Source organism: Niabella drilacis, assembly GCF_900101395.1.
Lineage (GTDB): Bacteria > Bacteroidota > Bacteroidia > Chitinophagales > Chitinophagaceae > Niabella > Niabella drilacis.
Window position 1 is genome coordinate 37,030 of the sequence record NZ_FMZO01000012.1, and the last position, 26,621, is coordinate 63,650.

General features: G+C 48.9%; 19 protein-coding genes. 8 read left to right on the forward strand and 11 right to left on the reverse strand.

What is annotated here, in order from left to right; translation table 11 throughout:
- Positions 1-258 precede the first annotated feature (258 nt).
- The 8 genes from BLS44_RS18695 to BLS44_RS18730 form a co-directional block, all read right to left on the reverse strand.
- Positions 259-1,065 (reverse strand): hypothetical protein, encoded by an 807-nt coding sequence (locus BLS44_RS18695; protein ID WP_143019846.1) that lies wholly within the window; start codon positions 1,063-1,065, stop codon positions 259-261.
- A gap of 162 nt (positions 1,066-1,227) precedes the next feature.
- Entirely contained in the window at positions 1,228-2,094 is an 867-nt protein-coding gene (locus BLS44_RS18700) for a flavin reductase family protein (RefSeq protein ID WP_090391762.1), read from the reverse strand.
- An 82-nt stretch (positions 2,095-2,176) separates the two neighbouring features.
- Entirely contained in the window at positions 2,177-3,172 is a 996-nt protein-coding gene (locus BLS44_RS18705; RefSeq protein ID WP_090391763.1) for a fumarylacetoacetate hydrolase family protein, read from the reverse strand.
- Between the two features lie 257 nt (positions 3,173-3,429).
- Positions 3,430-4,743, reverse strand: coding sequence for a hypothetical protein (locus BLS44_RS18710; protein WP_245729276.1), 1,314 nt, complete (start codon positions 4,741-4,743; stop codon positions 3,430-3,432).
- 84 nt (positions 4,744-4,827) lie between these two features.
- Complete coding sequence (gene gyrA, locus BLS44_RS18715; RefSeq protein ID WP_090391764.1) at positions 4,828-7,452, reverse strand: DNA gyrase subunit A; 2,625 nt, start codon at positions 7,450-7,452, stop codon at positions 4,828-4,830.
- 415 nt (positions 7,453-7,867) lie between these two features.
- Positions 7,868-9,121: a methionine adenosyltransferase gene (gene metK / locus BLS44_RS18720; protein WP_090391765.1), complete on the reverse strand. Its 1,254-nt coding sequence runs from the start codon at positions 9,119-9,121 to the stop codon at positions 7,868-7,870.
- A gap of 86 nt (positions 9,122-9,207) precedes the next feature.
- The gene (locus BLS44_RS18725; RefSeq protein ID WP_176954475.1) at positions 9,208-10,749 is read right to left on the reverse strand and encodes a DUF4270 family protein; all 1,542 of its coding nucleotides are present in this window, start codon (positions 10,747-10,749) and stop codon (positions 9,208-9,210) included.
- 35 nt (positions 10,750-10,784) lie between these two features.
- Positions 10,785-11,597, reverse strand: coding sequence for a glycogen/starch synthase (locus tag BLS44_RS18730; RefSeq protein WP_090391767.1), 813 nt, complete (start codon positions 11,595-11,597; stop codon positions 10,785-10,787).
- Between the two features lie 73 nt (positions 11,598-11,670).
- Here BLS44_RS18730 and panC point away from each other — a divergent pair, with 73 nt between their 5' ends.
- The 3 genes from panC to BLS44_RS18745 all read left to right on the forward strand — a co-directional run bounded on the left by panC (position 11,671) and on the right by BLS44_RS18745 (position 14,369).
- Positions 11,671-12,522: a pantoate--beta-alanine ligase gene (panC, locus tag BLS44_RS18735; RefSeq protein WP_090391768.1), complete on the forward strand. Its 852-nt coding sequence runs from the start codon at positions 11,671-11,673 to the stop codon at positions 12,520-12,522.
- A 185-nt stretch (positions 12,523-12,707) separates the two neighbouring features.
- Positions 12,708-13,136: an OsmC family protein gene (locus tag BLS44_RS18740; RefSeq protein WP_090391769.1), complete on the forward strand. Its 429-nt coding sequence runs from the start codon at positions 12,708-12,710 to the stop codon at positions 13,134-13,136.
- A gap of 54 nt (positions 13,137-13,190) precedes the next feature.
- Positions 13,191-14,369 (forward strand): trans-sulfuration enzyme family protein, encoded by a 1,179-nt coding sequence (locus BLS44_RS18745; protein WP_090391770.1) that lies wholly within the window; start codon positions 13,191-13,193, stop codon positions 14,367-14,369.
- A gap of 84 nt (positions 14,370-14,453) precedes the next feature.
- On the opposite strand, the gene holA is transcribed toward BLS44_RS18745, so the two are convergent.
- A complete protein-coding gene (gene holA, locus BLS44_RS18750; RefSeq protein WP_090391771.1) occupies positions 14,454-15,449 on the reverse strand; it encodes a DNA polymerase III subunit delta in 996 nt (331 codons plus the stop codon).
- A 190-nt stretch (positions 15,450-15,639) separates the two neighbouring features.
- On the opposite strand from holA, the gene BLS44_RS18755 reads away from it, so the two are divergent.
- The 3 genes from BLS44_RS18755 (at position 15,640) to BLS44_RS18770 (ending at position 19,268) form a co-directional block, all read left to right on the forward strand.
- Entirely contained in the window at positions 15,640-16,641 is a 1,002-nt protein-coding gene (locus BLS44_RS18755) for a hypothetical protein (RefSeq protein ID WP_090391846.1), read from the forward strand.
- Between the two features lie 360 nt (positions 16,642-17,001).
- The gene (locus BLS44_RS18765; protein ID WP_090391773.1) at positions 17,002-17,859 is read left to right on the forward strand and encodes a helix-turn-helix domain-containing protein; all 858 of its coding nucleotides are present in this window, start codon (positions 17,002-17,004) and stop codon (positions 17,857-17,859) included.
- Between the two features lie 560 nt (positions 17,860-18,419).
- On the forward strand, positions 18,420-19,268 hold the full coding sequence (locus BLS44_RS18770; protein ID WP_143019847.1) for a helix-turn-helix domain-containing protein: 849 nt from the start codon (positions 18,420-18,422) through the stop codon (positions 19,266-19,268).
- Positions 19,269-19,672: 404 nt separating this feature from the next.
- On the opposite strand, the gene BLS44_RS18775 is transcribed toward BLS44_RS18770, so the two are convergent.
- On the reverse strand, positions 19,673-22,576 hold the full coding sequence (locus BLS44_RS18775) for a TonB-dependent receptor (protein WP_090391775.1): 2,904 nt from the start codon (positions 22,574-22,576) through the stop codon (positions 19,673-19,675).
- A 143-nt stretch (positions 22,577-22,719) separates the two neighbouring features.
- On the opposite strand from BLS44_RS18775, the gene BLS44_RS18780 reads away from it, so the two are divergent.
- The gene (locus tag BLS44_RS18780; protein WP_090391776.1) at positions 22,720-23,640 is read left to right on the forward strand and encodes a phosphoribosylaminoimidazolesuccinocarboxamide synthase; all 921 of its coding nucleotides are present in this window, start codon (positions 22,720-22,722) and stop codon (positions 23,638-23,640) included.
- 525 nt (positions 23,641-24,165) lie between these two features.
- Here BLS44_RS18780 and BLS44_RS18785 read toward each other — a convergent pair.
- Entirely contained in the window at positions 24,166-25,335 is a 1,170-nt protein-coding gene (locus tag BLS44_RS18785; RefSeq protein WP_090391777.1) for an AIR synthase related protein, read from the reverse strand.
- 102 nt (positions 25,336-25,437) lie between these two features.
- Between BLS44_RS18785 and BLS44_RS18790 the strand changes: the two genes are divergently transcribed.
- The gene (locus BLS44_RS18790) at positions 25,438-26,367 is read left to right on the forward strand and encodes a bifunctional riboflavin kinase/FAD synthetase (RefSeq protein WP_090391778.1); all 930 of its coding nucleotides are present in this window, start codon (positions 25,438-25,440) and stop codon (positions 26,365-26,367) included.
- Positions 26,368-26,621 lie beyond the last annotated feature (254 nt).

Consider the following 26,621-nt stretch of genomic DNA (forward strand, 5'->3'; position numbering starts at 1 on the left):
CTGCTGCCCTGGTAAACCCGTAAGGAATTTTCTTTGATGAACCGCGCGTGAAACGCCTGGTGAATGATCCGGATCCTGGTTGAACCCCGGCCGGGGTTCAAGGCAAATGAATCGCCCATAAACCGACGGTTACACCGCCGGCTATCCGGCATAACCCCATTCAGGATTTTACCGCTTACCTTGACGTATATGCGATCGTTACCGGGAGTTGGGAGTTCCTGCCTGCATGCATCATACAGGCATCAAAAATACCAGGTCCTAAACCCGCACGGTAACACCGGCCGTCTTTGTTTTTTTCTTAAAATAATGATGGTATTTTTCACTTACGTCCCAGGGTTGCTTTTCTCCGTTTATGAAAAGCGCTCCATCCCTGAATTGTATCCGGTTGTTAGGGCCCTTCTCCATCAAACCGTCGCGCTCCATTTCCTGGTAGGCATCTTTTAATTGTTGCAGCTGCCTCCGGGTATCGCGCAATTCAGCACTGATGCCGGGATGCAGCTGGTCCATTTGCCGGCTCAGGTTTTTTTGCTGAAGCCGGAGATCCCTGCGGACATTTTCGAGTTGCCCTTTTAGCTGGTCCAGCCGTACCTCGCCCAGGGCATTGCAGCGTTCGTTCTTTAATTTTTCCCCATCCATCTTTGGAAGAGCGGTAAGTGCGCAGGCAATATTTTTTTCGAGCTGTGCCTTACTCACGCTGGCCATGGCACGATCGATATCGCGGTTGATCTTTTCAAAATCGATCTTTTTGATTGCAGCCCTCGCTTCCGACTGGATCTTCTCAAAGTCGATGACGCCGGCGGCCTCGCCAGCCTGCTTCGTGCCCCGGCCCTTATTCATTGCACGCATTTCACCAGCCGTTTCCCGGATCTGTTCATCAACATAGTTCAGGGCCTCATCCAGACGCCCCGTTTCAAATTCTGTAATAGCAGGAACCGTATCCGCATTAAAGGGAAAAGCAACCGGTTTGCAGGGTGTTTCTGGTACCGGAATAAAAGATAGAGAGGCAAGGCTTGCAGCAGACAATGAAGTCCAGAGCGCTACGCTCAAAACTGTTCTCCTTTTCATTAGTTGGGTTTTAAAGTAAGATAATAACGAATATCTTCGTAGTAAAAATACGTACAGAGGGGAATGGCTGGTGTTAATAAAATGATAATTTGCCGGACTCCCCAACCCCTGCATCCTGGTCGCCCGTGTAAAGGCATGCAAACCGTATCCCCCAATCTTTTTTTAAGCGGTAAGCAGCACCTGCCAGGCATCATGCAGGCGGCCGCCTTCCAGCAAGGTTTTTGCATACCGATGAATGGCAAGCATCCGCTCTTCCCCGGCAAGCCCGGTTACCAGCTGCCCCAGCTGATCATCGGCAAACCCCGGTGCAATTGACGGCAATTCCGTAACGTTTGCCAATTGTCCCAGGTCGTTACCACTAAGCACTTTACTATTGCGGATCAATGCGGGGAGGGCATCAATACCCATCCCCAATTGTGTATTGGGCTTTTCAATTTCGAAAAGATGTTTTGTACTGCAATACCAATTCCCCCCCAAACGGGCTACCAGCTGCAGTTTACGCTGGTCTACCCTGTTATTATCGTTCAGGATCGCAGCATCCAGGTGCAGCCGCAGTACTTCACAGATCACCAGGTTGCCTGCCCCGCCCCCGGTTCCCAGGGATTTCACTTCCAGCACCCGGCACTCCATTTTTGCCTTGCTTTCTTTTACCATCGGCGGCTGTACCAGCGTGGCGGGCTCCATAGTGAAGCCTGCTTTTAAAAATTCGTTTGTTCCTTTCGGGTACTCACAACTGGCCAGCGATACCTGTTGTACCATTTCAATATCGACCATATTGATAACGACCTCGGGCAGTTCCAGCACGTTCTGCAGCGTATGTTTGGTTGTGTTATCACGCACCCTTCTTGACGGGCTGAAAACAACCACTGGCGGGTTGGTGGAAAATAAATTAAAAAAACTGAACGGGCTCAGGTTTACATTCCCTTCCCGGTCAACGGTACTTGCAAAGCAGATAGGCCTTGGCGCAATAATATGCTGCAGGTAATGTTGTTTGTCTATTGGTGTAAGTGTTGCCAGATCTATTGTCATATATAACCGTAACGGCGCCGGGCGCCAGGTTTGCTAAAAATTTTACTCCCCGGGTATTCCGGTTCTTTCATCTCCTTCCGGTTCACCGCTTCAGCCCGAGGATACTCCATTCGGGGTCTTCTTTTTCAATTTTATTCTCCAGGATCCCCAGCCCGTCTATCTCCATCCGGACGCTGTCGCCCGGCTGCAGCCATTGTTCCCTGTAGTGCGGGTCCTCCAGCTTCCCGGTACCATTCAGTTCCAGGAAACAGCCGGTTCCCACCGTGCCGCTGCCGATCACATCCCCGGGATAAAGATCTGCACCATATGAAGCCCGTTCGATAAGCTCTGCAAACGTCCAGTCCATCTCGCTTACATTACCGCTGCTCACCTGTTTTCCATTTACAAAACAGCGCATGGCCAGGTTCCAGCTTTTACCGGTATGCCCTGTTTTGGGCGCCGTTTCATAAGAAGCCAGCTCATCCTGTGTTACCAGCCATGGGCCAATGACCGTTGAAAAATCCTTACCCTTTGCCGGCCCCAGGTTCAGCAGCATTTCCTCCATCTGGAGTGTACGGGCGCTCAGGTCGTTCATGATCATAAGGCCCCCGATATAGGTATCGGCGTCTGCGGCCCTGATATTGCGCCCCTTCCGGCAGATCACGATCGCAACTTCCAGTTCAAAATCCAGCTTCCGGAAATGATCGGGCATGCATTTTACGACACCGGGTCCCTGTATGCTGTTGTGGTTGGTAAAATAGAAAACGGGGTACTGGTCAAACTCCGGGATCATAGGCGCTTTACGGTTCCGCCGGGCTGCGGCCACATGCTGCCGGAAGGCGTAACCATCCCTGCAGGATACAGGATGCGGCACAGGCGCCAGCAATACCACGCCGGAAAGCGGCTGTTTTTCCATACCGGTATCCCGGCCTGCAAGGATCTTCTTCCCGGCTTCCTTCAACAGCGGGTAGTAAGATCCCCAGTCGTTCAGCAGCAGGTTCATTGTAACAGGAAATGTTGAAGAAACGGTGTATACATAGTCTTCTACCAGCAATCCCACCTGTTCTTTTCCTTCATTTAAGAAAGATATCAACCTCATTGACAAATATTTAAAATATATTTAGTGAAATATTTATTTTTATAGACCTCAGGAGGCTGGTGAGGTGCGCAATAACTTGTTCGCAGACCTAACACTTCAAACCACTTTTAAACCAGGAACCTCCGCTCCTCCCGCTCTATAAAAACCTAACGCAAGTTAGTTAATTAATATCATTCTGCTACGGCCTTTACGAAAACAGCAATAAAAAAACGGCCGGGTAACCCCGGCCGCTCGTTGCAATTTAAAAAAACTGTAGTTTATTTCATGCTTTTATAAAGCGTATCGTATTTTTTCTCTAACCCGTTATACTTCGTTTTATTGGCGCCTGTAGCATCCTGTCCGATAAAGAAGTAGTACTGGGCCAGGTTACCGGCAATTACCCGGTACTGCCGTTTTTGTACATTATCGAGCTGGGGCAGTTTGCCCAATGCATCTGCGGCTTTTTCAAAATTTTCCACTGCCAGGGCATATTCAGCTATATAGGCTTTTTTAGCATCTGCAGATTTTTGTTTATCGGCCGCTGTTGCCTTGGTACCTTTTGCATCCACTTCCTTTTCCGCATTGCGCATTTCTTCCTCTTTTATGCTGGCTTTAGCCATAAAATGATCCCCCAGCAGTAAAACAGGCTGCAGTTCCGCTGCATTCAGTGATTCTGCCTTTTTTAATGCACCCAGCATTTTGGTTTCCAGTTCTACTGCATTCGCTGGTTTCTCCTCACCATCTTTTGCCCGGTTCAGGCGCTCAAAGATCGCCTCACCCAATGCAAGATTTGCCTTATAGTCATCAGGAGTTGCCGTTACGATCTTCTCCAGCGCCGCTACTTTTTCGTCAAAATTGCTGCTGCCGCCTATGGCAAATTCGAGTTTACTGTAATTGAAGAATTCGCTTTGAGGATACAGTTCCTTGCCCAGCTTACGATACTTTTCAAAATTGGCATCGTCGTTTTTGCCGGCGTAGTACCGTACCAGGCTCTGGTATACCTGCTCAAAGTTATGGCCGGTGATCTTCAGATCTGCCAAACGTGTATTGTATTTTACGGCATCCTCTATCTGTTTGTTGGTTTCCGCCAGCACCCCCGCGTAATACACCGCGTTGGTATCAATAGGCCCGGGGAGATTGATCTTTTTTGCGATCAGCAGGTCCGACAGATCCACCACATTTTTGAACTTGGCATAGGCCGCTTCATAATTTTTGGCATTAATATCTGCAACGCCACTGTTAAAATAAGACGCATACAACTGGTACGGCGCATTTTTATAGGTATCCAGGTCCTTCATTGAAGGATCCATCTCCTTATACTTGTTAAATGCGGCAAGCGCGGCTTCCCTGTTTTTTTCCGCATCGCCCGCCTTCGCGCTGTCCAGGGCATCAAAAGCAAGAATATACGACTTAATAATGTACCCCTCGGGTTTGGAGAAGAACTTTTCATTGGAAGACTCTTTATCATAGAGTTTGTGCGCTTCTGCTAAATTGTTTGCTAACAATACACCTTTGATAGGATCGTATTTCTGCGCGTACGCTGCTGATCCGAGCAGCAATACTGACGCAAAAAGTGTCGTTTTCTTCATCATATTCTTTTTTAAGTTTTTTGAGTTCAAAATTGTTCCCGGCTGTAAGAACGGCAATTTTCGTTCCGAACTAATAACGCAGAACCGTTAATTTTCTGATGCCGGTCCTTCATTATTTTTTTCTGTGCCCGGATCGTCCCCTGAAGTTACATCTTTTTCTCCGGTTGACGTACCTGCTTCCGATTCCGTTGCGTTGGCTGTTGCTGCATTTTCTGCCTCGGCTTCTTCCGCCATTTCCTGTTCTTCCACCTGGCTGATCGCCGCGATCTGGTCATCTTCTTCCAGGCGGATCAGTTTTACCCCCTGTGTGGCGCGCCCCAGCTCGCTGATATCCCGCACCCGCATCCGGATAGTGATCCCGCTTTTACAGGTGATCAGGAGGTCCTGGGTCTCATCCACATCCAGCAGTCCTACCAGGGCTCCGGTCTTTTCGGTTACGTTGATCGTTTTAACGCCTTTTCCTCCCCGGTTGGTAAACCGGTATTCATCAATCTTTGTCCGTTTGCCATACCCCTTTTCGCTTACCACTAACACAGACTTGGGGCTTTCGGCAGACAGGCAGATCATCCCGATCACTTCATCATTTTCATCATCTACTTCAATACCTCCAACACCAATGGCGCCGCGACCTGTTGCCCGTACTTTTTCTTCGGAAAAGCGGATGGCCCGGCCGCTCTTAACAGCCATCATGATCTCGGATTTGCCGTCCGTTAAACGCGCTTCCAGCAAACGGTCGCCCTCATTGATGGTAATCGCGTTAACGCCCGTCTGGCGGGGGCGGCTGAAATCTTCCAGGGCTGTTTTCTTGATGATGCCTTTCTGTGTACACAGCACAATATTATGGGTACTTACAAACTCCTCGTTTTTCAGATCCTTTACATCGATAATGGCGCGGATCTTATCATCCGGCGGAAGCTGCATCAGGTTCTGGATCGCTCTTCCCTTACCGGTCTTTTCTCCTTCCGGGATCTCATATACATTCAGCCAGTAACACCGCCCTTTTTCTGTAAAGAACAAAAGAGTGTGATGGGTAGAGGCTACAAATAAATGCTCAATAAAATCTTCCTCGCGGGTTTTACCACCCATTACCCCTCTTCCACCTCTCCGCTGTGCGCGGAATTCATCTACCGGTGTTCGTTTGATATATCCCAGGTGCGAGATGGTGATCACCACATCCTCTTCCTTGATCAGGTCTTTTATAGAAACTTCATCGTTCAGGTAGGTGATCTCTGTTTTACGGCCATCACCGTATTTTTCTTTTATTTCCAGCAACTCCGTTGTAATGATCTCGTACCGGAGTCCTTCATTGGCGAGCACTTCTTTCAGGTGCGTGATCAGCTTCATGAGTTCATCAAACTCTTCTTTGATCTTTTCCCGCTCCATACCGGTCAGCCGCTGCAGCCGCAGTTCCAGGATCGCCTTGGCCTGTATCTCATCCAGCCCCCATCCCGCGTTGATCAGGTTTTCCTTTGCCACTTCCGGTGTGGGCGAGTTCCGGATCAGCCGGATCACTTCATCCAGGTGATCCAGGGCAATCAGGTATCCCTGCAGAATATGCGCCCGCTTTTCAGCCTCCTTCAGTTCAAATTTCGTCCGGCGCACCACTACCTCGTGCCGGAAGGCCACAAACTCACTAATCAGGTCTTTCAGGTTCAGGATCCTGGGACGTCCCTGGGTAATAGCTACGTTGTTAATACCATAGGAGGTCTGCAGGTCGGTATTTTTGTACAGCTGGTTGATCACCACATTGGCGATCGCATCCCGCTTCAGATCGATAACGATACGGGTTCCTTCCTTTTTATTGGATTCATTATTAACGTGGGCTATGCCATCGATGATTTTGTTATTTACCAGGTCCCCGATACGGCTGGTAAGCGCATCCCGGTTTACCTGGTAGGGCACTTCGGAGATAACGATCTGCTCTCTTCCGCTGGGTTTGGTGTCTACACGAACCTTTCCCCTCAATACCACACGGCCACGGCCGGTATGCATACCAGCCCGGATGCCCTCCATTCCGTAAATGATGCCCCCCGTTGGAAAATCGGGCGCTTTTACATATTGCATCAGTTCATCTATGGTAATCTCCTTGTTCTCTATATACGCCACACATCCGTCGATCACTTCCGAAAGGTTATGCGGCATTACATTGGTGGCCATCCCCACAGCGATACCGCTGGATCCGTTGACCAGCAGCTGCGGGATGCGCGTTGGCAGCACCACCGGCTCTTCCCTGGAGTCATCGTAGTTCGGCTGAAAGTCTACCGTTTCTTTTTCGATATCGTCCAGCATATGCTCTGCAATGCTTTCCAGCTTTACCTCTGTATAACGCATGGCCGCCGGTCCGTCGCCATCCTGCGTACCAAAGTTACCCTGGCCGTTTACCATGGTATAACGCATGCTCCAGTCCTGTGCCATACGCACCATGGCATCGTACACGGAGCTATCGCCGTGCGGGTGGTATTTACCCAGCACCTCACCCACGACAAGGGCCGATTTCCGGTGCGGGCGGTTCGACCTCAGGTTCAGGTCATTCATGGCATAAAGGATGCGGCGGTGCACGGGTTTTAAACCGTCCCTTACATCGGGCAGGGCACGTCCAACGATCACCGACATCGAATAATCGATGTAGGCCGTTTTCATTTGTTCTTCGATATTTACGGGGATGATACGATTACCGTCCTGTGTTGCTTGCGGGTCTAAATTTTCTTCCATCTAATTTATTCTAAATCATTCTGAATGCTGCAAAATGCGCTATGTGCAAATTTAACTTTTCCGGATCGTATTTCCGCTTCTGAACGCTTGTTTTTTGATGGAAATTTGGGAAATTAAAAATGTGGAAACCGGGGAATTTGAAAATTGAAACAGGCCCCGGGGGATACTTTTGAAGGGCCTGAAAAGGAGCCTGTCAGTCGTCTGTGCACAATGGGGCATCGGGCATAAAACGGGGCTGGCCGGGAACGCTGCGCTTTAAACCCGGAAGCGACAGGGTCCCGGGCAACCTTCAACCGTTTTCCACCTTAACGCCCATGACCTGTGAGCAATGAAATACGGATCCGGCAGGGTACTTTAAACAATAAAAAGAGCCGCCCTTTACGGAGCAGCTCTCGCAAATTTTTAAGTTCCTGATCTATTTCAGACCAAATGCCTTTTTTACCCGGGGCACATAGTCCAGCTTTTCCCAGGTAAACAGCTCTACTTTTTTGGTTACTTTTTTACCATCAGGGGCAACAAATATTTTCTCCACAATGCGGTTCTCCCTTCCCATATGCCCGTATGCCGCAGTTTCGCTATAGATCGGGTTACGGAGCTTCAGGCGTTGTTCAATAAAGTAAGGGCGCATATCAAAGAGCTTTTCCACTACCTGGCTGATCTGGCCGTCATTCAGGTCTACCTTTGCTGTACCGTAGGTGTTTACGTTAATGCTGGTAGGCTGTGCCACTCCAATGGCGTAGGATACCTGTACCAACACTTCATCACACAAGCCTGCCGCTACCAGGTTCTTTGCGATATGGCGGGTTGCATAAGCTGCAGAACGGTCTACCTTACTGGGATCTTTACCGCTGAAAGCGCCACCGCCATGGGCCCCCTTGCCACCGTAGGTATCTACAATGATCTTTCTGCCGGTTAAACCCGTATCTCCATGCGGTCCGCCGATCACAAAGTTCCCGGTTGGGTTGATGTGGTATTTGATCTTATTATTAAAGAGGTGTTTATACTGCGGGTATTTTTTGATAACGCGGGGGATCAGGATCTCTTTGATATCCTTTCCGATCTGGGCCTGCATTTTGGCTTCTGTGTCAAAATCATCATGCTGTGTGGAGATCACGATCGCTTCAATGCGGACAGGTTTATTATTATCATTGTACTCCAGTGTTACCTGGCTTTTGGAATCGGGGCGCAGGTACTGGATCTTTTTATTTTCACGGCGGATGGCTGCCAGTTCAATCAACAGGGTATGTGCCAGGTCCAGGGCCAGCGGCATATAATTCGCCGTTTCATTGGTTGCATAACCAAACATCATTCCCTGGTCGCCGGCGCCCTGGTCTTCTTTTTTCTTGCGCACTACCCCCTGGTTGATGTCGGCCGACTGCTCATGAATGGCCGAAAGCACGCCACAGGAGCGGGCTTCAAACATATATTCGCTTTTGGTATATCCGATCTTGCTCACCACGCCCCTGGCAATCTCCTGCACATCCAGGTAGGCCTTCGATTTTACTTCGCCGGCTAAAACAACCTGCCCGGTTGTTACCAGTGTTTCGCAGGCAACCTTCGACTGCGGATCAAATGCTAAAAAATTATCGATAAGTGCATCAGAGATCTGGTCTGCTACTTTATCCGGGTGTCCTTCAGAAACACTTTCAGAAGTAAATAAATACGGCATAAACGATGGGTTATTAAGAAATAATTAAAATTTACGGGTGCAAATATAGCACCCGTTCGTATTTAAATAAAAAATATCAATTAAGGTCAAAGCTTTGAATAAACGATCCGCAACTTCATTTTCTGGCCCTGGTGATTACCGCCGCCCAAACGGACGCGGCCTACAGCAGACATACCAAAAAGATTGCCGGATTGCGGAACGCTGAACTTGCTCTCGCCCGTAACGGGATTGCGGTCGCCCAGGGGCAGCCCCACACCCGCCGGAGCATACAGCCGGAAGTCAAAAAGCGGAACTTTTTCCAGGGCAATTTTTTGCGCGTAACCGGTAATATTAAAGCGCCATTGCCGCACCAGGTGGCCCTGCGGGTCCTTTTTAAAATAATAGTTATGGCCTCCGTTGCCGGAGCTGTTGACACTGTAAAATGCCGGGAAGTTTGTAATCGCATACCCGCTGGAATAGGTAAGACCAAAAACGTAGGGAACCAGCTTATATTTATGATCAGTAGAATCGAGCACATCCAGGAACATATTTTCCGGGCTGGTAAAGGTCGTATCCGAATTGTCAAATACCGATTCCATCTGCAGTTCCGCCAGGTGGATCACTGAATTGGGGAATGTTGCCAGTCCGGGTATTTTGACGGTTGCATAAGTACCCGGTGTATTTGCAATATATACCAGGGGATCTGCTATCGCATCCCCGCCGGTGGCCTCTATCTGCGTACCGCCGAAATCCCGCGCTATATAATTGGAGGATCCGTTCTCATTTCCGGTAAGCGTTACACTTGAAGCTTTCTGGAAATTAAAAAAGGTGGTAGCCGTATCCATATCGCCGGCCGTGGTCTTATTTTCATACCGGTAATAGACCTGCAGCTGTGCGTTCAGCATACTGATCCCCAATAATGTGTTTGCCGCCCCGGCCGATTCAAGCGCAAAGCCTTTGAATTTTGACCGGAACACCGAATCCGTGGAATAACCATCATTTGCCCCGGCAGAATCGTAAGCCAGCAGGCGCCGGCCAAATGCGTCATCCAACCGAACCCGGAGCTGGTTTGCCACTTTTGTCGTATCAGCTGTACCGTCCTTAAAGTCAATCACGGTTACCGAATCCTTAAGGGTATGCGGAACGATGGTCCTGGAACCCAGCAGACCCGCGGTGGTCATCTGTTTGGATAATAAATACATGGTGTCTCCCTGAAAATCGTTACTCCCTGCAATTTCAGAGATATTGATCGTTTGCGGCATTGCCGTATCACCATATATGAATGTATTGTTCAGTACCAGCACTACCGAATCGAGCTGCAGCTTGGACGGCTCATTCAGAAAGGGCGTCTTGGTTTGCGGGCTTACCTGGAAATAAAGGCGGGCATCTGTTTTCCCAAAGATGGGATCATTGTCGATCTTGCCCAGTATCTGGGGGAATTCAAACGAGGAACGGAAGCTGTCATTAGCCGCCGTAAAGATCCCGTTAAATGTTTCCACTTCCAGTGTTGTATCAAACGTATGAATATTATCTACCTCCGGTATCAGCCCCTGCCCCAGCTCTGTTGCCAGGTTGATCTTACTGCAGGAAACAATAAATCCGGTTGCCAGGAGGAACAGACCGAGTGCAAAAAAATGCCTTTTTCTCACAAAAAAAATTGAATTTAATAAGCGTAAACGATTCATCAGCTTGCAAGATCGTGATACAGTTGTAAATACTCTGTTAAATCAGAATCTTCTTTGAACAACAGGGTCTTTTTACCCCGCACTTTGGAGAACTCCGATACCAGTTTTTTATCCACATCCGGCGAGCCGAAACTGATCGCATCTGAGAAAGCGGCCCCACCCCGCATCAGGGCAATATTGGTACCGTCCTTATACAGCTCGAGGTCCTTTTCTTTCAGCGATGGATGGATGAGGGCCTTTTGAATAAACCCTTTGCCCAGTTTTTCTTTAAACGTGCTTTCCCCGATCGTATATACGATCTTGCTGTGTGCGAACACCGGTTCTTTCTTGTACACGGTTTTGAGATACGCCGGGATCAACCCGGTCATCCAGCCACTGCAATGGATGATATCGGGCGACCAGCCAAACTTTTTAACGGTCTCCAGGGCTCCTTTGCAATAAAAAACCGTTCTCAGGTCATTGTCCTCAAACCACTGCTCATTTTCGTCGTGAAAAAGTGTTTTACGTTTAAACAATTCTTCATTTTCCAGAAAATAGACCTGTAAACGGGCGCTGGGCAAAGAAGCAACCTTTATTTGTAAAGGCATGTCGTCATTGTCTACCGTAACATTGATTCCCGAAAGCCGCACCACTTCGTGCAGCCGGTGCCGGCGCTCATTAATACTGCCAAAACGCGGCATAATGCAACGCACTTCAAAACCATTATCGTTGGCTTTTATCGCAAGTTTGTTAACTGTTTCGGAAAATTCTGTCAATTCGAGGTAGGGCGACATTTCATTGGCTATAAATAAAATTCTTTTCTTTACTGACATGTTTTACAAACTTTAAAGGCTGCAAAGGTACATTATTATAGCCAAAATTGGCGCGAATATTCTATTTTGCAGGATGCGTTTGTATAAAAAGAGGAATGATATTCAGGGTTTTATTACTCATTTACAGGATAAAAAACAGGAAATCGGCTTTGTGCCGACAATGGGAGCCCTGCATGCCGGGCATATCAGTTTGATCCGGACAGCCCGCCAACAGTCCGATTTTACGGTCTGCAGCATCTTTGTAAACCCTACCCAGTTTAACGACCCGAAGGACCTGCAGAAATATCCCCGGACCATTGAGAAGGACCTTTACCTGCTGGAACAGCATGGCTGTGATGCCGTTTTTTACCCGGAGGTTGCGGAAGTTTATCCTCCTGGCTCCGGCCCTGCCCCGCATTATGACCTGGGCCGCCTGGAGTCGATCCTGGAGGGGGCCTACCGCCCCGGCCATTTCCAGGGGGTAGCCGATGTAGTGAGCCGGCTTTTTTACACGATTCACCCGGATAAGGTATTTTTTGGTCAAAAGGATCTGCAGCAATGCCGGGTTATTGAGCGGCTGATTGCAGGAAACCCGGATTTTGATAAGATCCGGATGAATATCGTGCCTACCCTGCGTGAGCCGGACGGTCTGGCCATGAGCAGCAGGAATACCCGTTTAAGCCCTGAGGAGCTCCGGAAGGCACCGGAAATTTACCAGACACTGTTATACCTGAAGGAGCAGCTTGCCCCGGGCGATCTTGCCCCCCTGCAGGAAACGGCAAAAACCCGCCTGACCCGGGAGGGCTTCCGCCCGGACTATGTATCTATTGTTGATACCCAAACACTGGAAACATGCGGGTCATGGAACGGGCATACCCCCCTGACCGGCCTTGTTGCGGCTTACCTGGGGGAGGTAAGGCTTATTGATAACCTGGAACTTGTTTAGTTTAAGGTTTCACGTTTAAAATGGGGGTAAAACCCGGTTCCCTGCCGGATTCCCGGATGTTTAAGATGGTCCGGCCAGGTTGAATGTTGCTGCACCCGGTGCACCGGGTAGTTTCCATTTTCACATCCTCAAATTTTCCCGTTACCAAATTTTCAAATAATTTTGCGGCCTAAACAAAAGAGCACATGGCTAAAGTTGTATTAAAAAGAGTGAGCGGCGATTATGGTTTTGACACCATTAACGAGAACGGAACTGTTATTAAAATGGATAGTAATCCTGATATGGGTGGTACCGAGTACGGCGCCCGCCCGATGCAGGTACTGTTAAATGCGCTTGCAGGCTGTGCCAGTATCGACGTGATCAGCATCCTTAAAAAGCAACGCCAGGAGATAAAAGATTATACAGTAACGGTGACCGGCGAACGGGAAGCAGGAGTTGAGCCTTCTTTATGGAAAGAGATCGACCTGGTATTTGAAATCACGGGCAACGTAGACGAAGGCAAGGCGCAGCGGGCGGTTGATATTTCTATGAATAAATATTGCTCCGTTGCCATCACGCTTACAAAAGCCGGGGCAGCGATCCGCACAAAAGTGATCGTGCACCCCACCGTTTAATTTTTCACTATTAACCATTCACTATTCATTTCTAACTATCCACGATCCACCTCAATGAGCAATAGAAAGTTACATCCTGCTACCCTGGCTGTTCGCGCACAAATGGAGCGCAGCGCACAAATGGAACATTCCGCCCCGCTTTATCTTACCAGCAGCTTCGCATTTGAATCAGCAGAAAATATGCGTGCTGCTTTTGCAGATGAGATCGAAGCCAATATTTACAGCCGTTACAGCAATCCCAATGTAGATGAGTTTGCCAACAAAATGGCGTTACTCGAAAAGGCAGAGGCCGGTTTTGCTGTGGCCAGCGGTATGGCTGCCGTGTCCATGTCGTTCTTTGCCCTGCTGAAGGCCGGAGACCACCTGTTGTGCTGCCGTTCTATGTTTGGCGGTACCAATACTGTAGTTACAAAATTCCTGCCCCGCTTTGGTATTGAATATACGCTGGTTCCGGCTGATGATCTTTCGGCCTGGGAAGCCGCGATACGCCCCAATACCCGCATGATTTACCTGGAAACGCCAACCAATCCCCAGCTGGAGCTGATTGACCTGGAAGCCGTTGGCCGGCTGGCCCGCAAACATGGGATCATCTACAATGTCGATAACTGTTTTGCCACACCGGTTCTGCAAACGCCTGTTGATTTTGGTGCCGACCTGGTGATCCATTCTGCCACCAAATGGCTGGATGGGCAGGGCCGCGTTCTGGGAGGTGTTGTCGTTGGTAAAAAAGAGCTGATCCACGATATCTATCTTTTTTGCCGCAATACCGGGCCTGCGCTCTCGCCCTTTAATTCATGGGTACTTTCCAAAAGCCTGGAAACATTGGATGTGCGGATCCAGCGGCATTCCGAAAATGCCCTGGCCGTGGCCAGGCATTTCGAAAATCATCCCAAATTAAAATGGGTAAAATACCCCTTCCTTTCCTCCCATCCTCAATATGAAATTGCCATAAAGCAAATGAAGGCCGGCGGCGGTATCGTTTGTTTTGAACTGAGCGGCGGCCTGGAAAGCGGGCGGAAGTTTATGGATGCCCTGGAACTCCTGTCCCTGACCCCTAACCTGGGCGATTCACGGAGTATTGCCTCTCACCCGGCCAGTACCACCCACTCCAAAGTGCCACCGGCAGACCAGCTTGCAGTGGGCATTACCCCCGGGCTGATCCGGATTTCTGTAGGACTGGAACATGTGGATGATATCATTTACGATATACAACAGGCGCTGGAGCAGGCGTAGTTTTTTGTTCCAGGTTTGAAGGTTCAAGGTTTCACGCCAGACCCAACGCGAAACCTTGAACCTGAAACAGCCCGCACAGCGGACTTACATCATCATCTTCACCACCATTTCCTTTAGCAGGGCTTCATCGGCCACCCTTGTGGCATTGACCCCGATGCTTTTCAGGTTATACTGATGCAGCAGCAGCAATACTTTTTCAACCCCCTCGTATCCATACATGCGGGAGGCCTGCGAATAACTTTTGAAAAAAAAGCTGTTAACCCCAACCTGCTTTGCAATAGCATCCTCTGATCCGGAAGCACCAAAGATCATAAAGACCTTGCTGAAAAAAGCATACAGCGAAGGCAGTACCAGCTGGATGGGCGCCGCCTTGGGATTATCACCAAAATACCGGATCACCCGGATGGCTTTTGCCAGGTCCTTGGTAGCCACCGCCGTCTGTAATTCAAAAATGTTAAAATCCTTGCTGATCCCCACAAAACGCTCTATATCCTCTTCGGTGATTGCCGTCCTGTTTTTCAGGTTGATGAGGATCTTCTGGATCTCGTTTTCGATGCGCGCCAGGTCGTTCCCGATATGATCTACCAGCAGCATGGTTGCCTTTGGCGAAATGGTGTATCCCAGCCTGGATACATAGGTATTTACCCATTCCGGCAAAGCGCTGTCATAGATCTTTTTTGTACTCAGGAATTCTGAACGATCCTTTACCAGCTTTGCAAACTTTGTACGGGAATCCAGTTTTTTTTCCTTGTAGGCTACTATAAAAACCGTGGAACCCAGTGGCTGATTAAAATAGGCTTCCAGTTTTTCCATCTCCTTCAATTGCTGGGCCTCTTTGAGAATGACCACCTGCCTGTCTGAGAACATCGGGTACTTCCTGCAGGCATTTACAATATCCGCCCAGGCCGCATCCCTTCCGTAAAAAATGGTCAGGTTAAAGGAAGCTTCACTCTCGGTAAGGATGTTGGACTCTGCATAATTAACCAGCTGATCAATATAATAATCTTCTTCTCCTTCAAGCCAATAAATTGGTTTGTAACTCTTTTTCTTCCAATCTCCGAGGATTTTTTCCACGCTCATAAGTTGCAAGATAGCGTTTTTAACAATTTGTAAATATTATATAAATGCGCATATGTTTTTAGCAAAAAAGTCGTTTGGCATAATTTGTGTTTAAAATCATAATTGACGTCCAATACATATTTATTTTACCTATATATTGTTGGTTGTTTTATTCTTACACGATAAAAAACTATTTAAAATTTAGATGATTATGGCAAATACGAATTACCCTTCAGCTTCTTCTCAAACAACAGGTTCATCATCCGGCGCTCCCAACGGCAATAACACCGGGCGGAACGTGTTAATCGGGCTACTGGTTGCAGCATTGCTGGGAACCTGGGGCTATATTTTATGGAGCAAGAACGCTCCCGGCGGCTCTGGTGCTACACAACCCAGTAACACAGAAGTAGCCACTGCAATGTCTGAATCAGATTCCCTGCGGCAAATGTTCAATCTTGCAGAAATGCGCCTGGACTCTATTACCGGGGCAAACAATAGTTTACAAGGTGAAAAGACCGCACTTCAAAAAGAAATTGATGATCGTAAATCAGAGATCACCCGTATCCTTAACGACAAAAAAGCAACCACTTCTGATCTTCAGAGGGCCCGTCATTTAATTGGTGAACTGAATGGTCAGATAGGCCGGCTGGAAGCACAGGTATCGCAGCTGAAAGGCGAAAACATGGAGCTGACTGCGAAGAACACACACCTGACCGCAGAGAAAGATATCCTGAGCCAGAACCTTGATACAAGAAGCAAGGAAAATGATGAACTGGCTAATACCGTTGATGTGGGCAGCACCTTATCAGCATCCGGTATGTCGATCACCCCTTTAAAAGAAAAACGGAACGGGAAAGAAAAACAAACCAACTTTGCCCGCAAAGTTGATATGCTGCGGGTGGCTTTCAATGTTGAAAACAGGATCACAACTTCCGGTCCCGCCGACCTTTATGTAGTAGTTACAGACCCGAAAGGAACAGTAGTTCAAAATACACAACTGTCCTCCGGTTCTATGACCACCCGCCAGGACGGTGACCGTAATTTTACCGCAAAAGTACCTGTTGAATATGAGCAGGGAACCCGCAAAGGTGTAGCGTTCCCGATCCGCAACCCGGATGGATTCTTACACGGCGACTATAAAATTGAAGTATATCATAATGGTTTTAAAATTGGTGAAGGGATCCGTAACCTGAGAAAAGGGATCTTTGGTTAATTATTACCCACCCGCCAAGATCAGGAAAAGCTGCCCGGCTCCCGGGCAGCTTTTCTATTATATCCTGTTACCATACACCCCTACCCATTTCAAAAGGCAGCACCTTCATCATAGTACCCTTTGTACATCAGCTGTGGCAGTTCTTTACCACAGCATACACGGAGAACGCTTTCCTGGCTGGACCGATTGATATACCGCCTCTTTGTGATGCAACCACTCAGATACATTTATCCCTGCCACCCGGCAGGCAGTTCGGATATTTATAAGTTTTTTTCTTTTTTTTATAACTGCTGTTCCTCCGTCATTTAGGATATTTAACTCCAATGCGGCAAATCCGTTCCGCAACAGAACAAGACCGTTATGACCAGCAGTACCGTCTACCCCCACCGGCGTTTTACAGATATACAGAAAATGCTTGGCCAGCACAGTGAAATCATCTACCGGCAACTCCCGGAAGCGGCAGGGCTGTTTCCTGTTCCTGAAAGGCGCGATTGCTTCATACTGATGCTGTTTGAGGACGGCAAAGGGGTCAATGTCATCGATCATGCCGATCACAAAGTAGCCCCCTTGCAGATGCATCTTTGTTTTCCCGGCCAGGTACATCACTGGCATCTTGACAAAACAACCAGCGGGCATATAATGATCCTGTCTGAAGATATGTATGATACCCTGGCCAGCTATTTTAAATTTCCGATCAGCTTTTATAAAAAGAAACCCCAGGCCCCGCTCACCCGGGACATCTTTAACACCCTCGTTCATGAGATACAATACATCCAGGCGGAGCTGTACACCGTGCACCGGTTGCTGGCCGTTGTTTACTCAAGGATCCGGATCATTTCGCTGGTGATCGAAAGAGCTGTTTACCAGGCCAGCGAAAACCCCATCGGCCTTGACTCCCGGCCGGTCCTGGAGCAATTTCAATCGCTGATCCGCACGCATTTTGAAAAGCACCGGGCAGTGCAGTTTTATGCAGACCGGTTGTTCATTACCGCCAATTATCTCAACATCCTTTGCAGGCGGCACTATGGTAAATCGTCTGCCGATCTTATCAACAGTGAAGTGATCCGCGAAATAAAATTGCTGCTGACCACCTCATCAAAATCCATCAAGGAGATCGCAGGCCGGTTACATTTTAATGAAGTATCCTATTTTTCAACGTTCTTTAAACGTTATACCGGCCTGACGCCAATGCAATACAGGAACCGGTTCAAACGCTGACAATTCCACAGAAAAGGTCCTTCCGGATTACACATATTATCATAAGTACTTTGAAATTTATAACGCAGGTTCCCTGCACGGGTACGGCCCCGTGAAAGCCATTAAATTTGCCGCCATTAAAAGCTTCCGGTCGGAAAATATAAAATATACCCATTCATACAAGTAAACAACGGGGTCAAGATCCATCGCCCTTTACACCGGGGGAAAAGGTAATGATCTTATTGAAGTGAGAAGGGCCGCGGATGGGGAACTATTTACAGTGCCGCTTATTATAGTAACCGGCAACTGTCAAAACCTGCTATATAAGAAGCTCAGCCAACCGGCTGGCAGTAAAAGAGCGCATCTGTATAGAGCTCAGAGATAAGCGGGCCGGCAGACAAAACCGGGAAGCGGAACATTTCAAAAACAATAAAGGATCTCAAAAGATCCCGGTCAATAACAACAGGAACTCCTCAAAAAGTGTACGCCCAAACTACTTTATTTACAGAACAGGATTTTGCGCACATCTTTTGGGCGAACGTCCCGGTACTAAAAAAAACGCTTCTTTCTATTACTTGCATATGAACCCCAAAAACCCATACCCGGTATTAAATGAGCTCCGGCCGGATACCGGCCAGGAACAAAAGGTCCGCTGCTTTCCGTTTAACAGTGCTGACAGCGCCTCCCATCCCCATACACCGGATCACTTTGTCCTTATTTTGTTTAAAGAAGGCAATGGCACGCACACTATCGATGGAACAGACTACATTGTGCGCCCGCGCCAGCTTCATTTCCTGTTTCCCGGCCAGGAGCACCAGTGGCACCTGGCACCCGAAACCCGCGGGAAAAAACTGATCATCACCCGGCTCCAGTTCGAAAAATTTTCACCGGGGCTTCCTCACCCTATTGCCCGGTATAACCAGCAACCCGTTATTGACCTGGCTTCGGAAGTCTTTCAAAACATAGCGACGGAGTTTTCACTGATCCAGAAGGAACTTGCTTCAGCACCTCCTTCCTGGGAAGTAATAGGCCTGCGTACCGGCCTTATCGCCACGCTGGCCAGCCAGCAGGCAGAGCGCGGCCTGATCGATAGAGCGCTGCCCAACAGCTATACCAATACCCTGTTACTGAAATTTAACGACCTGGTAGCACTACATTTTCGTAAGCAGAAATCGGTGGCATTTTACGCAATGCAATTAAACGTTACCCCTAACTACCTGACCATCCTTTGCAAAAAAAAGTTCCGGGCACCGGCCATATCCCTGATCCAGCAAAAGGTGCTACAGGAGGCAAAAAAACTGATACGCACTTCCGGGATGACGATAAAAGAAATAGCATACGAACTTGGATTCAATGAAATCGCCTATTTCTCCTACTACTTTAAATCAAAAACGGGACTATCCCCCAGGCAATACCGCAACCAGGTATAGGTCAAGGACCGATTCCGGATTAAAGGTTGGTGACACCGACGGCAGATTACTGACGGCTAACCATCCACCATGGACAGCGGAAGGATTGATTAACGCAATTCATAAGTTTTGACAGGATTCCTGTAACTTATTTGTGATCCGCGAAACTACCTTTGCTTCCCCTTCGGAAAAGGCTCATCCCCCGCCACGAGCGGGCAGCACAGGAAGGGCAAAGCAAACGCACACATCGCAAATCCAATAGGAGCCTTGAAAAATGCCCCATTTAAGTTAAGAGGTAGATGGAAACAGAGCCCCCTCCAGGGGCTTTGTTTATTGACCGGGCATTGTAGCCCGGCGGCGTTTAAAACGCCCTTTACAGCAACATCGACTTTTCCCGGCTCCGGCAGCCTATTTGATAATATGTTTTAAAGATTATAACCCAGGCTTATATAATATAAGCCGCCCACCATTGGATTTCCAAACGCACTGGAATAATATTTGTTCAGCAAATTAGATGCGCCAAGCTTGATGCTTGTTTTGATGGTGCTCATTCTATAGGACACCTGGCCATCTAAAGTACCATAGGCAGGCACGGGCCCCGATCCGAAAGTACCTTCCCAATTTACTTTATCCTGCCAGCGATAGACCAGGTTAAAGCCGATATTTTTTACTACGTTCTCGTTAGCCACGCTCATATTAAACCGGTATTTGGGTGTATTAAAGAAAGAGATAAACCCCGCGGGCACATCCTTTAAGAGATCGCTGGAAAAATTCCCGCCCAAAACATATCCCCTGCTAAAACGGTACTCTAACCCCAGCCCCCATCCGTAAGAGGTGACCGCCACATCCGTATTGGTAACAAAAGAATAATTCGTGGAAGTGAACGGGCTGGCAAGATCCACTGCCGCTCTTTCCGGATCACCGCTGCTGCCCCTTGCTACGGCTACCCTGGCAATAAAATCTTTGAACTCACTCCGGTACCCATAAATGTCGATCAATAACGCTTTGGTCAGCAAACCCCGGTACCCCAGCTCGAAGGAATTCATCCGTTCGGGTTTTACCGAGGAGAACTGTGCCCTTTTTAACAGAGAAGGGTCCGGTGTACCGGATGCAACAGAACCCCGGTAAGCGGCCACACTCTCCGAGGTATAAACCGGGTTCGTATCAAACCCAAAATAATTTATAAAGCTGGGATCCCCGCCTATAAGACGGCTGCCCGGTGTATTCAGGTTGATCCACTGATCCTGTGTTGAGGGGAACCGGTAGGCCGTCTGGAAAGAAAGGCGGATATTATTATCCTGCGCTACACGTATCACGGCACTGGCCCTCGGGGTAAACCGTTCTTTATAGCCATCCCGCTTATCAAAGCGCACGGAGCCCGTGAGTTTCAGTACATCATCCAGCAATCTTTTCTGCAGCTGCAGGTAACCGCCATATTCGTTTATCTTTATGCGGCCTGTTGTATCGGCAAAAATGGTACCGGCCGAGTTTAGCGAATATACCCGGTAAGAAGCGCCCAGTACGGCTTCTACAAACTTTATTTGTTCTGAAAGATTCAGCTGTCCCTCATAATGGAACAGGTCCGATTTGTCGGCAAACTTTGCCCCCCCATCCTTAATACTCGTATTCCTGGCCTTTACCAGGGCGCTGTCAAAAGCCGGTGTACCTGGCAGGTACCGGCCGGCATCTGCCGCTGTTCTTGCCGCTGCATGGGCAGCCTCCTCTGAAGCGCCCTGCAGCCGGGCTGCTGAATACGTTCCGGAATACAATCCAAACCAATCGGCATCAGAGCGCCATTGCCGGTTAACAAACAGGGCAGCCGTTGTTGCCGTGTACGAATCACCCGAGTTTTCCTGGGTGGTATAAGCCCTCAGGAACCAGTTCTTTCCTTTTAACTCGGCCTTATATTGCCCGATCTTAAAGTTCAGCAGGGAGTAGCGGTCCGCCCCCGTATACACCGTGGTACCCAGCCCCCAGTAGCCCAGCAGTGAGGCTTCAATATGATCGGTTATCTTATAGTACAGCCCGCCGGATGTCTTAAAACTATATGCATCATAATTTACCAGCTCTTTTTCATTATAGCCCGTACGGCTCACCAGCTGTCCTCCGTAAACATTATTCCTTAATCCAAAATAAAAAGGCACAAGGTTGGTTGCCGCCGGTTGCAAAGCCCCGGGCAAACCGGCGATCAATCCCCCGATCTGCGCAGGCGAGGCATCTGCAGGAAGGGTATTAAACAGGTTCACAATATCCACGGCACCGCCGGTAGCCTGCAGTATTCCAGCCCTTGTCTGCGCCTGGTAAACCTGTGCAATGCCCGCCATGCTGGCGCTTGCCTCATCACCAAAAACATTTACGCCGTCATAGTTCGGATCATTCACCCTGGTTCCGCCCGGCTTCAGGGAGCTGATCACATTATTACGGTTCAGGTCCCGGGTATCATTTGCCACCCAGTCCTGTGCTTTCATATACGAGGCAGACAATTTAAAGGCAAACTTCTGACCAATTTGCTGCCCCCACCGGAGCGACCAATCGTAAAACGGCTTTGCCTTGCTTTCCGGATCGGCAATATGCATAACCCCCTGTTTAATGTTTATGCTCAGCCCCTGGTATTTGAACGGGTTCTTGCTTGTCATCAGCAGCGTGCCATTCATTCCCCCCGATCCATAAAGTGCGGAGGAGGCCCCGGACAACAATTCTACATTATCCACGTCCATCTCCGTCATCCCTACCACATTGCCCACAGAAAAGTTCAAAGCGGGCGCCTGGTTATCCATCCCATCAACCAGCTGGTTAAACCTCAGGTTCCCGCTGCCATTAAATCCCCTGGTGCTGATGGTCCTGAAGGTCAAACTGGAAGTGGTCAGGTCTACGCCCTTTACATTAGACAGGGCCTCATAAAAATTAGGGGCCGCCATATTCCTGATGGCCGTGTTACTGATCCGGTCGATCGTAACGGGCGATTCCAGGATCCGCTCCGCCACCCGGCTGGCGGCAACCACTACTTCCTGGCCCAGATCGCCACCCGGCTCCAGGGATATAGCTACCGGTTCCGCCGCTCCAACCGTAACCTCCCGGGTTTTATAGCCAACTGAAGAAACAAGAAGTGTAACAGGATAGCCGGTAATCTTTAATTCAAAGCTGCCGTTGGGTTTGGAGTACGTACCGGTTGCCGTACCGGCAACCATTACTGAAGCAGCATTGACAGCTTCCCCCGTTTCACTGTTTTTAATAGTACCGGATACTGTAACAGAGGTCTGAGCCATAATCCCGGATGTACATAAGAATGACAGGGACATAACTATGAACAGGTGAATTGTGTGTCTCATAAATTTCGAGGTTTAGTGATTTCCATGTTAAAATAACACTTGTTAGTTGAAAATAAAAATATAATTTTCCCCCGCGGCCGGTGATCCCGAATTTTTTCGAGCCGGCTGGTTGTTCATAACCAAAGGCGGAGTATTTTCGCAGCATGTCAAATTTTAGTTTTCCAGGCCAAACCTCTTTTTATAAGGGTAAAGTAAGAGATGTATATACCATTAATGACGACCTGCTGGTCATGGTCGCTTCGGATCGTATTTCCGCTTTCGACGTGATCCTTCCCCGCCCTATTCCCTTTAAGGGGCAGGTGCTCAACCAGATCGCTGCATATATGCTGAATGCAACCCGGGATATCTGTAGTAACTGGTTACAAAAAGTACCCGCTCCCAATGCGTCTATTGGTATCAAATGCATTCCCTTTAAGATTGAAATGGTGGTACGGGGGCATTTGACCGGTCATGCGTGGCGTACCTACGCCTCGGGGAAACGGGAACTGTGCGGCGTAGCTTTGCCGGAGGGCATGACGGAAAACCAGGCGTTTCCATCCCCCATTATTACCCCCAGCACCAAGGCCGATGAGGGACATGATGAGGACATCAGTAAAGAAGCGATCATTGCCCAGGGCCTGGCTACGGAAGCTGAGTGGAACAAGCTGGAACAGCTGGCGCTGGCGCTTTTCAGACGCGGGCAGGAACTGGCCGCTAAACAGGGGCTTATCCTGGTAGATACCAAGTATGAATTTGGGAAGAAGGACGGAGCAATCATCCTGATGGATGAGATCCATACACCGGACAGCTCCCGGTATTTTTATGCAGATGGCTTTGAAGAACGCCTGGCAGCTGGTGAAAAGCAGAAGCAACTCAGCAAAGAGTTTGTACGGGAGTGGCTGATCGCCAATAATTTTATGGGAAAGGAAGGGCAAACCGTTCCGGAAATGAGCGATGAATGGATCCGGACCATCTCCAACCGTTATATAGAGCTTTACGAAAAAGTGATCGGCGCTGCATTTCAGCCGGAGCCGGTTAGCGACGAAGCTTTATATAGCCGTATCGTAAAGGCGTTGGAGGCCTAAAAACACGCGGCAGTGATTGCCACGGTTCCGAATACCCGGAACGGTGAAACACAGAAATTTTTAACTTTTGAATGAGGGAAGGCTTTTGCGGGAGCGCGTATCAAATGATCGGCATTCCTGTGCCTTCTGTGTTTGCTGCTAAAGGCATGGGCTCCCGGACCCTGCAGCCGGTAAAGTATTTGCTAAAGAGGATCAAAATCTGTGTCTCAGTATCCCGGTGGTATCTCCTCTATTTGCACAGCGCTAAAGCACAGAGAGTGTCAGATCGTTGAAAGGCTAATGAGATGCTCAGACCGCGTGCATCCTTGTTGGAAGAGAGCAAAAAAACCTGAGTTTCTGTGCCTCAGTGGCAAAAAAAGCTGAGTCTTTGTGTATTCGGTGGCTCCGTGCCTCCTATGTTTGCCACTGAGATTCTGAGGGCATGGATTACCGCATCCGTCAGTCAGTAAAGGCATTTGCTAAAGGAGATCAAAAATCTGTGTTTCAGGATCTCAGTCGCAAAAACCTTGCCGGCAGATCACTTCATTAAAACAGGATGGTTTCGCCAGCTGTGTGGATCTCCAGCGATTGTTTTTCGCCGGCTTCCACCCTCCCGATCACCCGGGCATCCACGCCCAGTGCTGTGGCCACACTTATAATGGTATCTGCATCTTTTTCATTGGTATAGATCTCCAGCCGGGTACCCATATTAAATACCTGGTACATTTCCCGGGCATCGGCCCCGCTTGCTTTCTGGATGATATCAAAGATCACCGGTGGGGTAAACAGGTTGTTCTTAATGATCTTCACCTGGTCGGGCACATATTTCATACACTTGGTTTGCCCGCCACCGCTGCAATGGATCAGCCCGTTGATGGCATCGGAATACTCCTCGAGCAGCACTTTCATTACAGGTGCAAAAGTACGGGTGGGGCTTAGCAGCAGCTTCCCGATCGTTGTCTCAACGCCGTCCACCTCTATGGCATCGGTAAGCCCGTGCGGCCCGATGTACACCACTTCCTCAGGCAAACCGGGTTCAAAGGTCTCCGGGTATTTTTTCCCATATTCTTTTTTAAGCACATCATGCCGGGCACTGGTAAGGCCGTTGCTGGCCAGCCCGCTGTTATATTCCTGCTCATAGCCTGTTTTGCCAAAGGAGGCTAATCCCACGATCACATTTCCCGGCGCTATTTTTTCATTGGTAACCAGTTTTTTCCGGGGCCAGCGGGCCGTCATGGTGCCATTAACGGCAATAGTACGTACCACATCTCCCACATCCGCCGTTTCGCCGCCCATATAGGTAATATTGATGCCAAATGCGCGCATGGTATCAAAAAACTCCTGGCTCCCGTTGATCACTTCCGACAGTACTTCTGCGGGGATCACCGTTTTATTCCGGTCAATGGTAGAAGAAAAGGCCAATTGATCATAAATACCCACACACAGCAGATCATCCAGGTTCATAACGATGGCGTCCTGCGCAATCCCGCGCCATACGCGGGCATCGCCGGTTTCTTTCCAGTACAGGTAAGCCAGTATGCTCTTGGTACCGGCGCCATCTGCGTGCATCACATTTGCCCAGTCTGCATCTCCAACGAGCACATCCGGGTAAATCTTACAAAAAGCTTTTCCGTAAAGGCCTTTATCCAGTTTTTGGGTGGCGGCATGTACTTCTTCCTTTTGCGCAGAAACACCTCTTTTGGAATATAACGACATCAGTTGATCTTATTTTGTTAAGGCTGCTAAGATAAGACAGGATTTGATATTTGTCCCGATTATCGGGAGAACTTTGAGCTTTGACTGCTAATTTTGCGCTTTATGCAAATTCACAGGAATATTGAGGCCCTGCCCGGGTTTAAAAACGCAGTCATTACCATTGGAACATTTGATGGAGTACATGAGGGGCACCGCAAAGTGATCCGGCAGCTGACCGCCAGGGCGCGTGCTGCAAACGGTGAATCGGTCATCATCACCTTTCATCCCCACCCCCGTAAGATTGTGAACTCTTCCATCCTGGGGCTTCGCCTGATCAATACCCTCGATGAGCGGATCGAATTGCTGGAAGCGCTTGATGTAGATCACCTGGTCATCATCCCCTTCACCGAGGTATTTGCCAACCAGCTTCCGGAAGATTACCTGTGCAACTTCCTGATCGCAAAATTTAAGCCGCATACGATCATTATCGGTTATGACCACCGGTTTGGGCGCAACCGCACGGGTGATTATAAGCTGCTGGAGCTCCTGCAGCAGAAATACCATTATGAACTGGAGGAAATACCCAAACATATCCTCGACAATATTTCCATCAGCTCCACGAAGATCCGGGAAGCCATCCTGAAAGGCGATACCGCTACCACCAACCACCTGCTGGGCTACGATTTCTTTTTTGAAGGCGAAGTGGTCCATGGCGATAAACTGGGGCGTGAGCTAGGCTACCCCACCGCCAATTTAAAGGTCACAGACGAGGAGAAGATCATCCCCGGCAACGGTATCTACGCAGTATATGCCAGCCTTACCGGCGATCCGCAGCGCTTTAAAGGAATGATGAGCATTGGACTGCGCCCAACTGTAAACGGTACCAAACGAACTGTGGAAGTGAATATCTTTGATTTCGATACGGCTATTTACGGCCAAACATTACGGGTATATGTTAAACAATTCCTCCGGGAAGAAGTCAGGTTCGATTCGCTGGAGGCGATGGTGCAGCAGATCGACCGGGATAAGATCGATAGCCTGGCGGTATTGTAGCGGGCAGTTTACCAGTTATCAAATGCATTTACAATCAGTCTCCAGGTTTCCCCGTCCTCCTGCTCATATCTGCATATTCCTTCCATGCCGGCGCCGCAGCTACACTTTTGCATCACAGCTGGAAGCTATTGCCCCCATTTTTTTCTCAGCCATTTGCGGACGGGTTCATCATACCATTTCAAACAGGCATACGCCAAAACTATGCTGCCGGTCAGGATCAGCAATGCATAGGGCCAGGCCTGCGCAAGGGTTAC

Bases quoted from the DNA above. Each gene is read 5' to 3' on its own strand.
- BLS44_RS18695 (WP_143019846.1), bottom strand. From the start codon at position 1,065: ATGAAAAGGAGAACAGTTTTGAGCGTAGCGCTCTGGACTTCATTGTCT.
- BLS44_RS18700 (WP_090391762.1), bottom strand. From the start codon at position 2,094: ATGACAATAGATCTGGCAACACTTACACCAATAGACAAACAACATTAC.
- BLS44_RS18705 (WP_090391763.1), bottom strand. From the start codon at position 3,172: ATGAGGTTGATATCTTTCTTAAATGAAGGAAAAGAACAGGTGGGATTG.
- BLS44_RS18710 (WP_245729276.1), bottom strand. From the start codon at position 4,743: ATGATGAAGAAAACGACACTTTTTGCGTCAGTATTGCTGCTCGGATCA.
- gyrA (WP_090391764.1), bottom strand. From the start codon at position 7,452: ATGGAAGAAAATTTAGACCCGCAAGCAACACAGGACGGTAATCGTATC.
- metK (WP_090391765.1), bottom strand. From the start codon at position 9,121: ATGCCGTATTTATTTACTTCTGAAAGTGTTTCTGAAGGACACCCGGAT.
- BLS44_RS18730 (WP_090391767.1), bottom strand. From the start codon at position 11,597: ATGTCAGTAAAGAAAAGAATTTTATTTATAGCCAATGAAATGTCGCCC.
- panC (WP_090391768.1), top strand. From the start codon at position 11,671: ATGCGTTTGTATAAAAAGAGGAATGATATTCAGGGTTTTATTACTCAT.
- BLS44_RS18740 (WP_090391769.1), top strand. From the start codon at position 12,708: ATGGCTAAAGTTGTATTAAAAAGAGTGAGCGGCGATTATGGTTTTGAC.
- BLS44_RS18745 (WP_090391770.1), top strand. From the start codon at position 13,191: ATGAGCAATAGAAAGTTACATCCTGCTACCCTGGCTGTTCGCGCACAA.
- holA (WP_090391771.1), bottom strand. From the start codon at position 15,449: ATGAGCGTGGAAAAAATCCTCGGAGATTGGAAGAAAAAGAGTTACAAA.
- BLS44_RS18755 (WP_090391846.1), top strand. From the start codon at position 15,640: ATGGCAAATACGAATTACCCTTCAGCTTCTTCTCAAACAACAGGTTCA.
- BLS44_RS18765 (WP_090391773.1), top strand. From the start codon at position 17,002: ATGACCAGCAGTACCGTCTACCCCCACCGGCGTTTTACAGATATACAG.
- BLS44_RS18770 (WP_143019847.1), top strand. From the start codon at position 18,420: ATGAACCCCAAAAACCCATACCCGGTATTAAATGAGCTCCGGCCGGAT.
- BLS44_RS18775 (WP_090391775.1), bottom strand. From the start codon at position 22,576: ATGAGACACACAATTCACCTGTTCATAGTTATGTCCCTGTCATTCTTA.
- BLS44_RS18780 (WP_090391776.1), top strand. From the start codon at position 22,720: ATGTCAAATTTTAGTTTTCCAGGCCAAACCTCTTTTTATAAGGGTAAA.
- BLS44_RS18785 (WP_090391777.1), bottom strand. From the start codon at position 25,335: ATGTCGTTATATTCCAAAAGAGGTGTTTCTGCGCAAAAGGAAGAAGTA.
- BLS44_RS18790 (WP_090391778.1), top strand. From the start codon at position 25,438: ATGCAAATTCACAGGAATATTGAGGCCCTGCCCGGGTTTAAAAACGCA.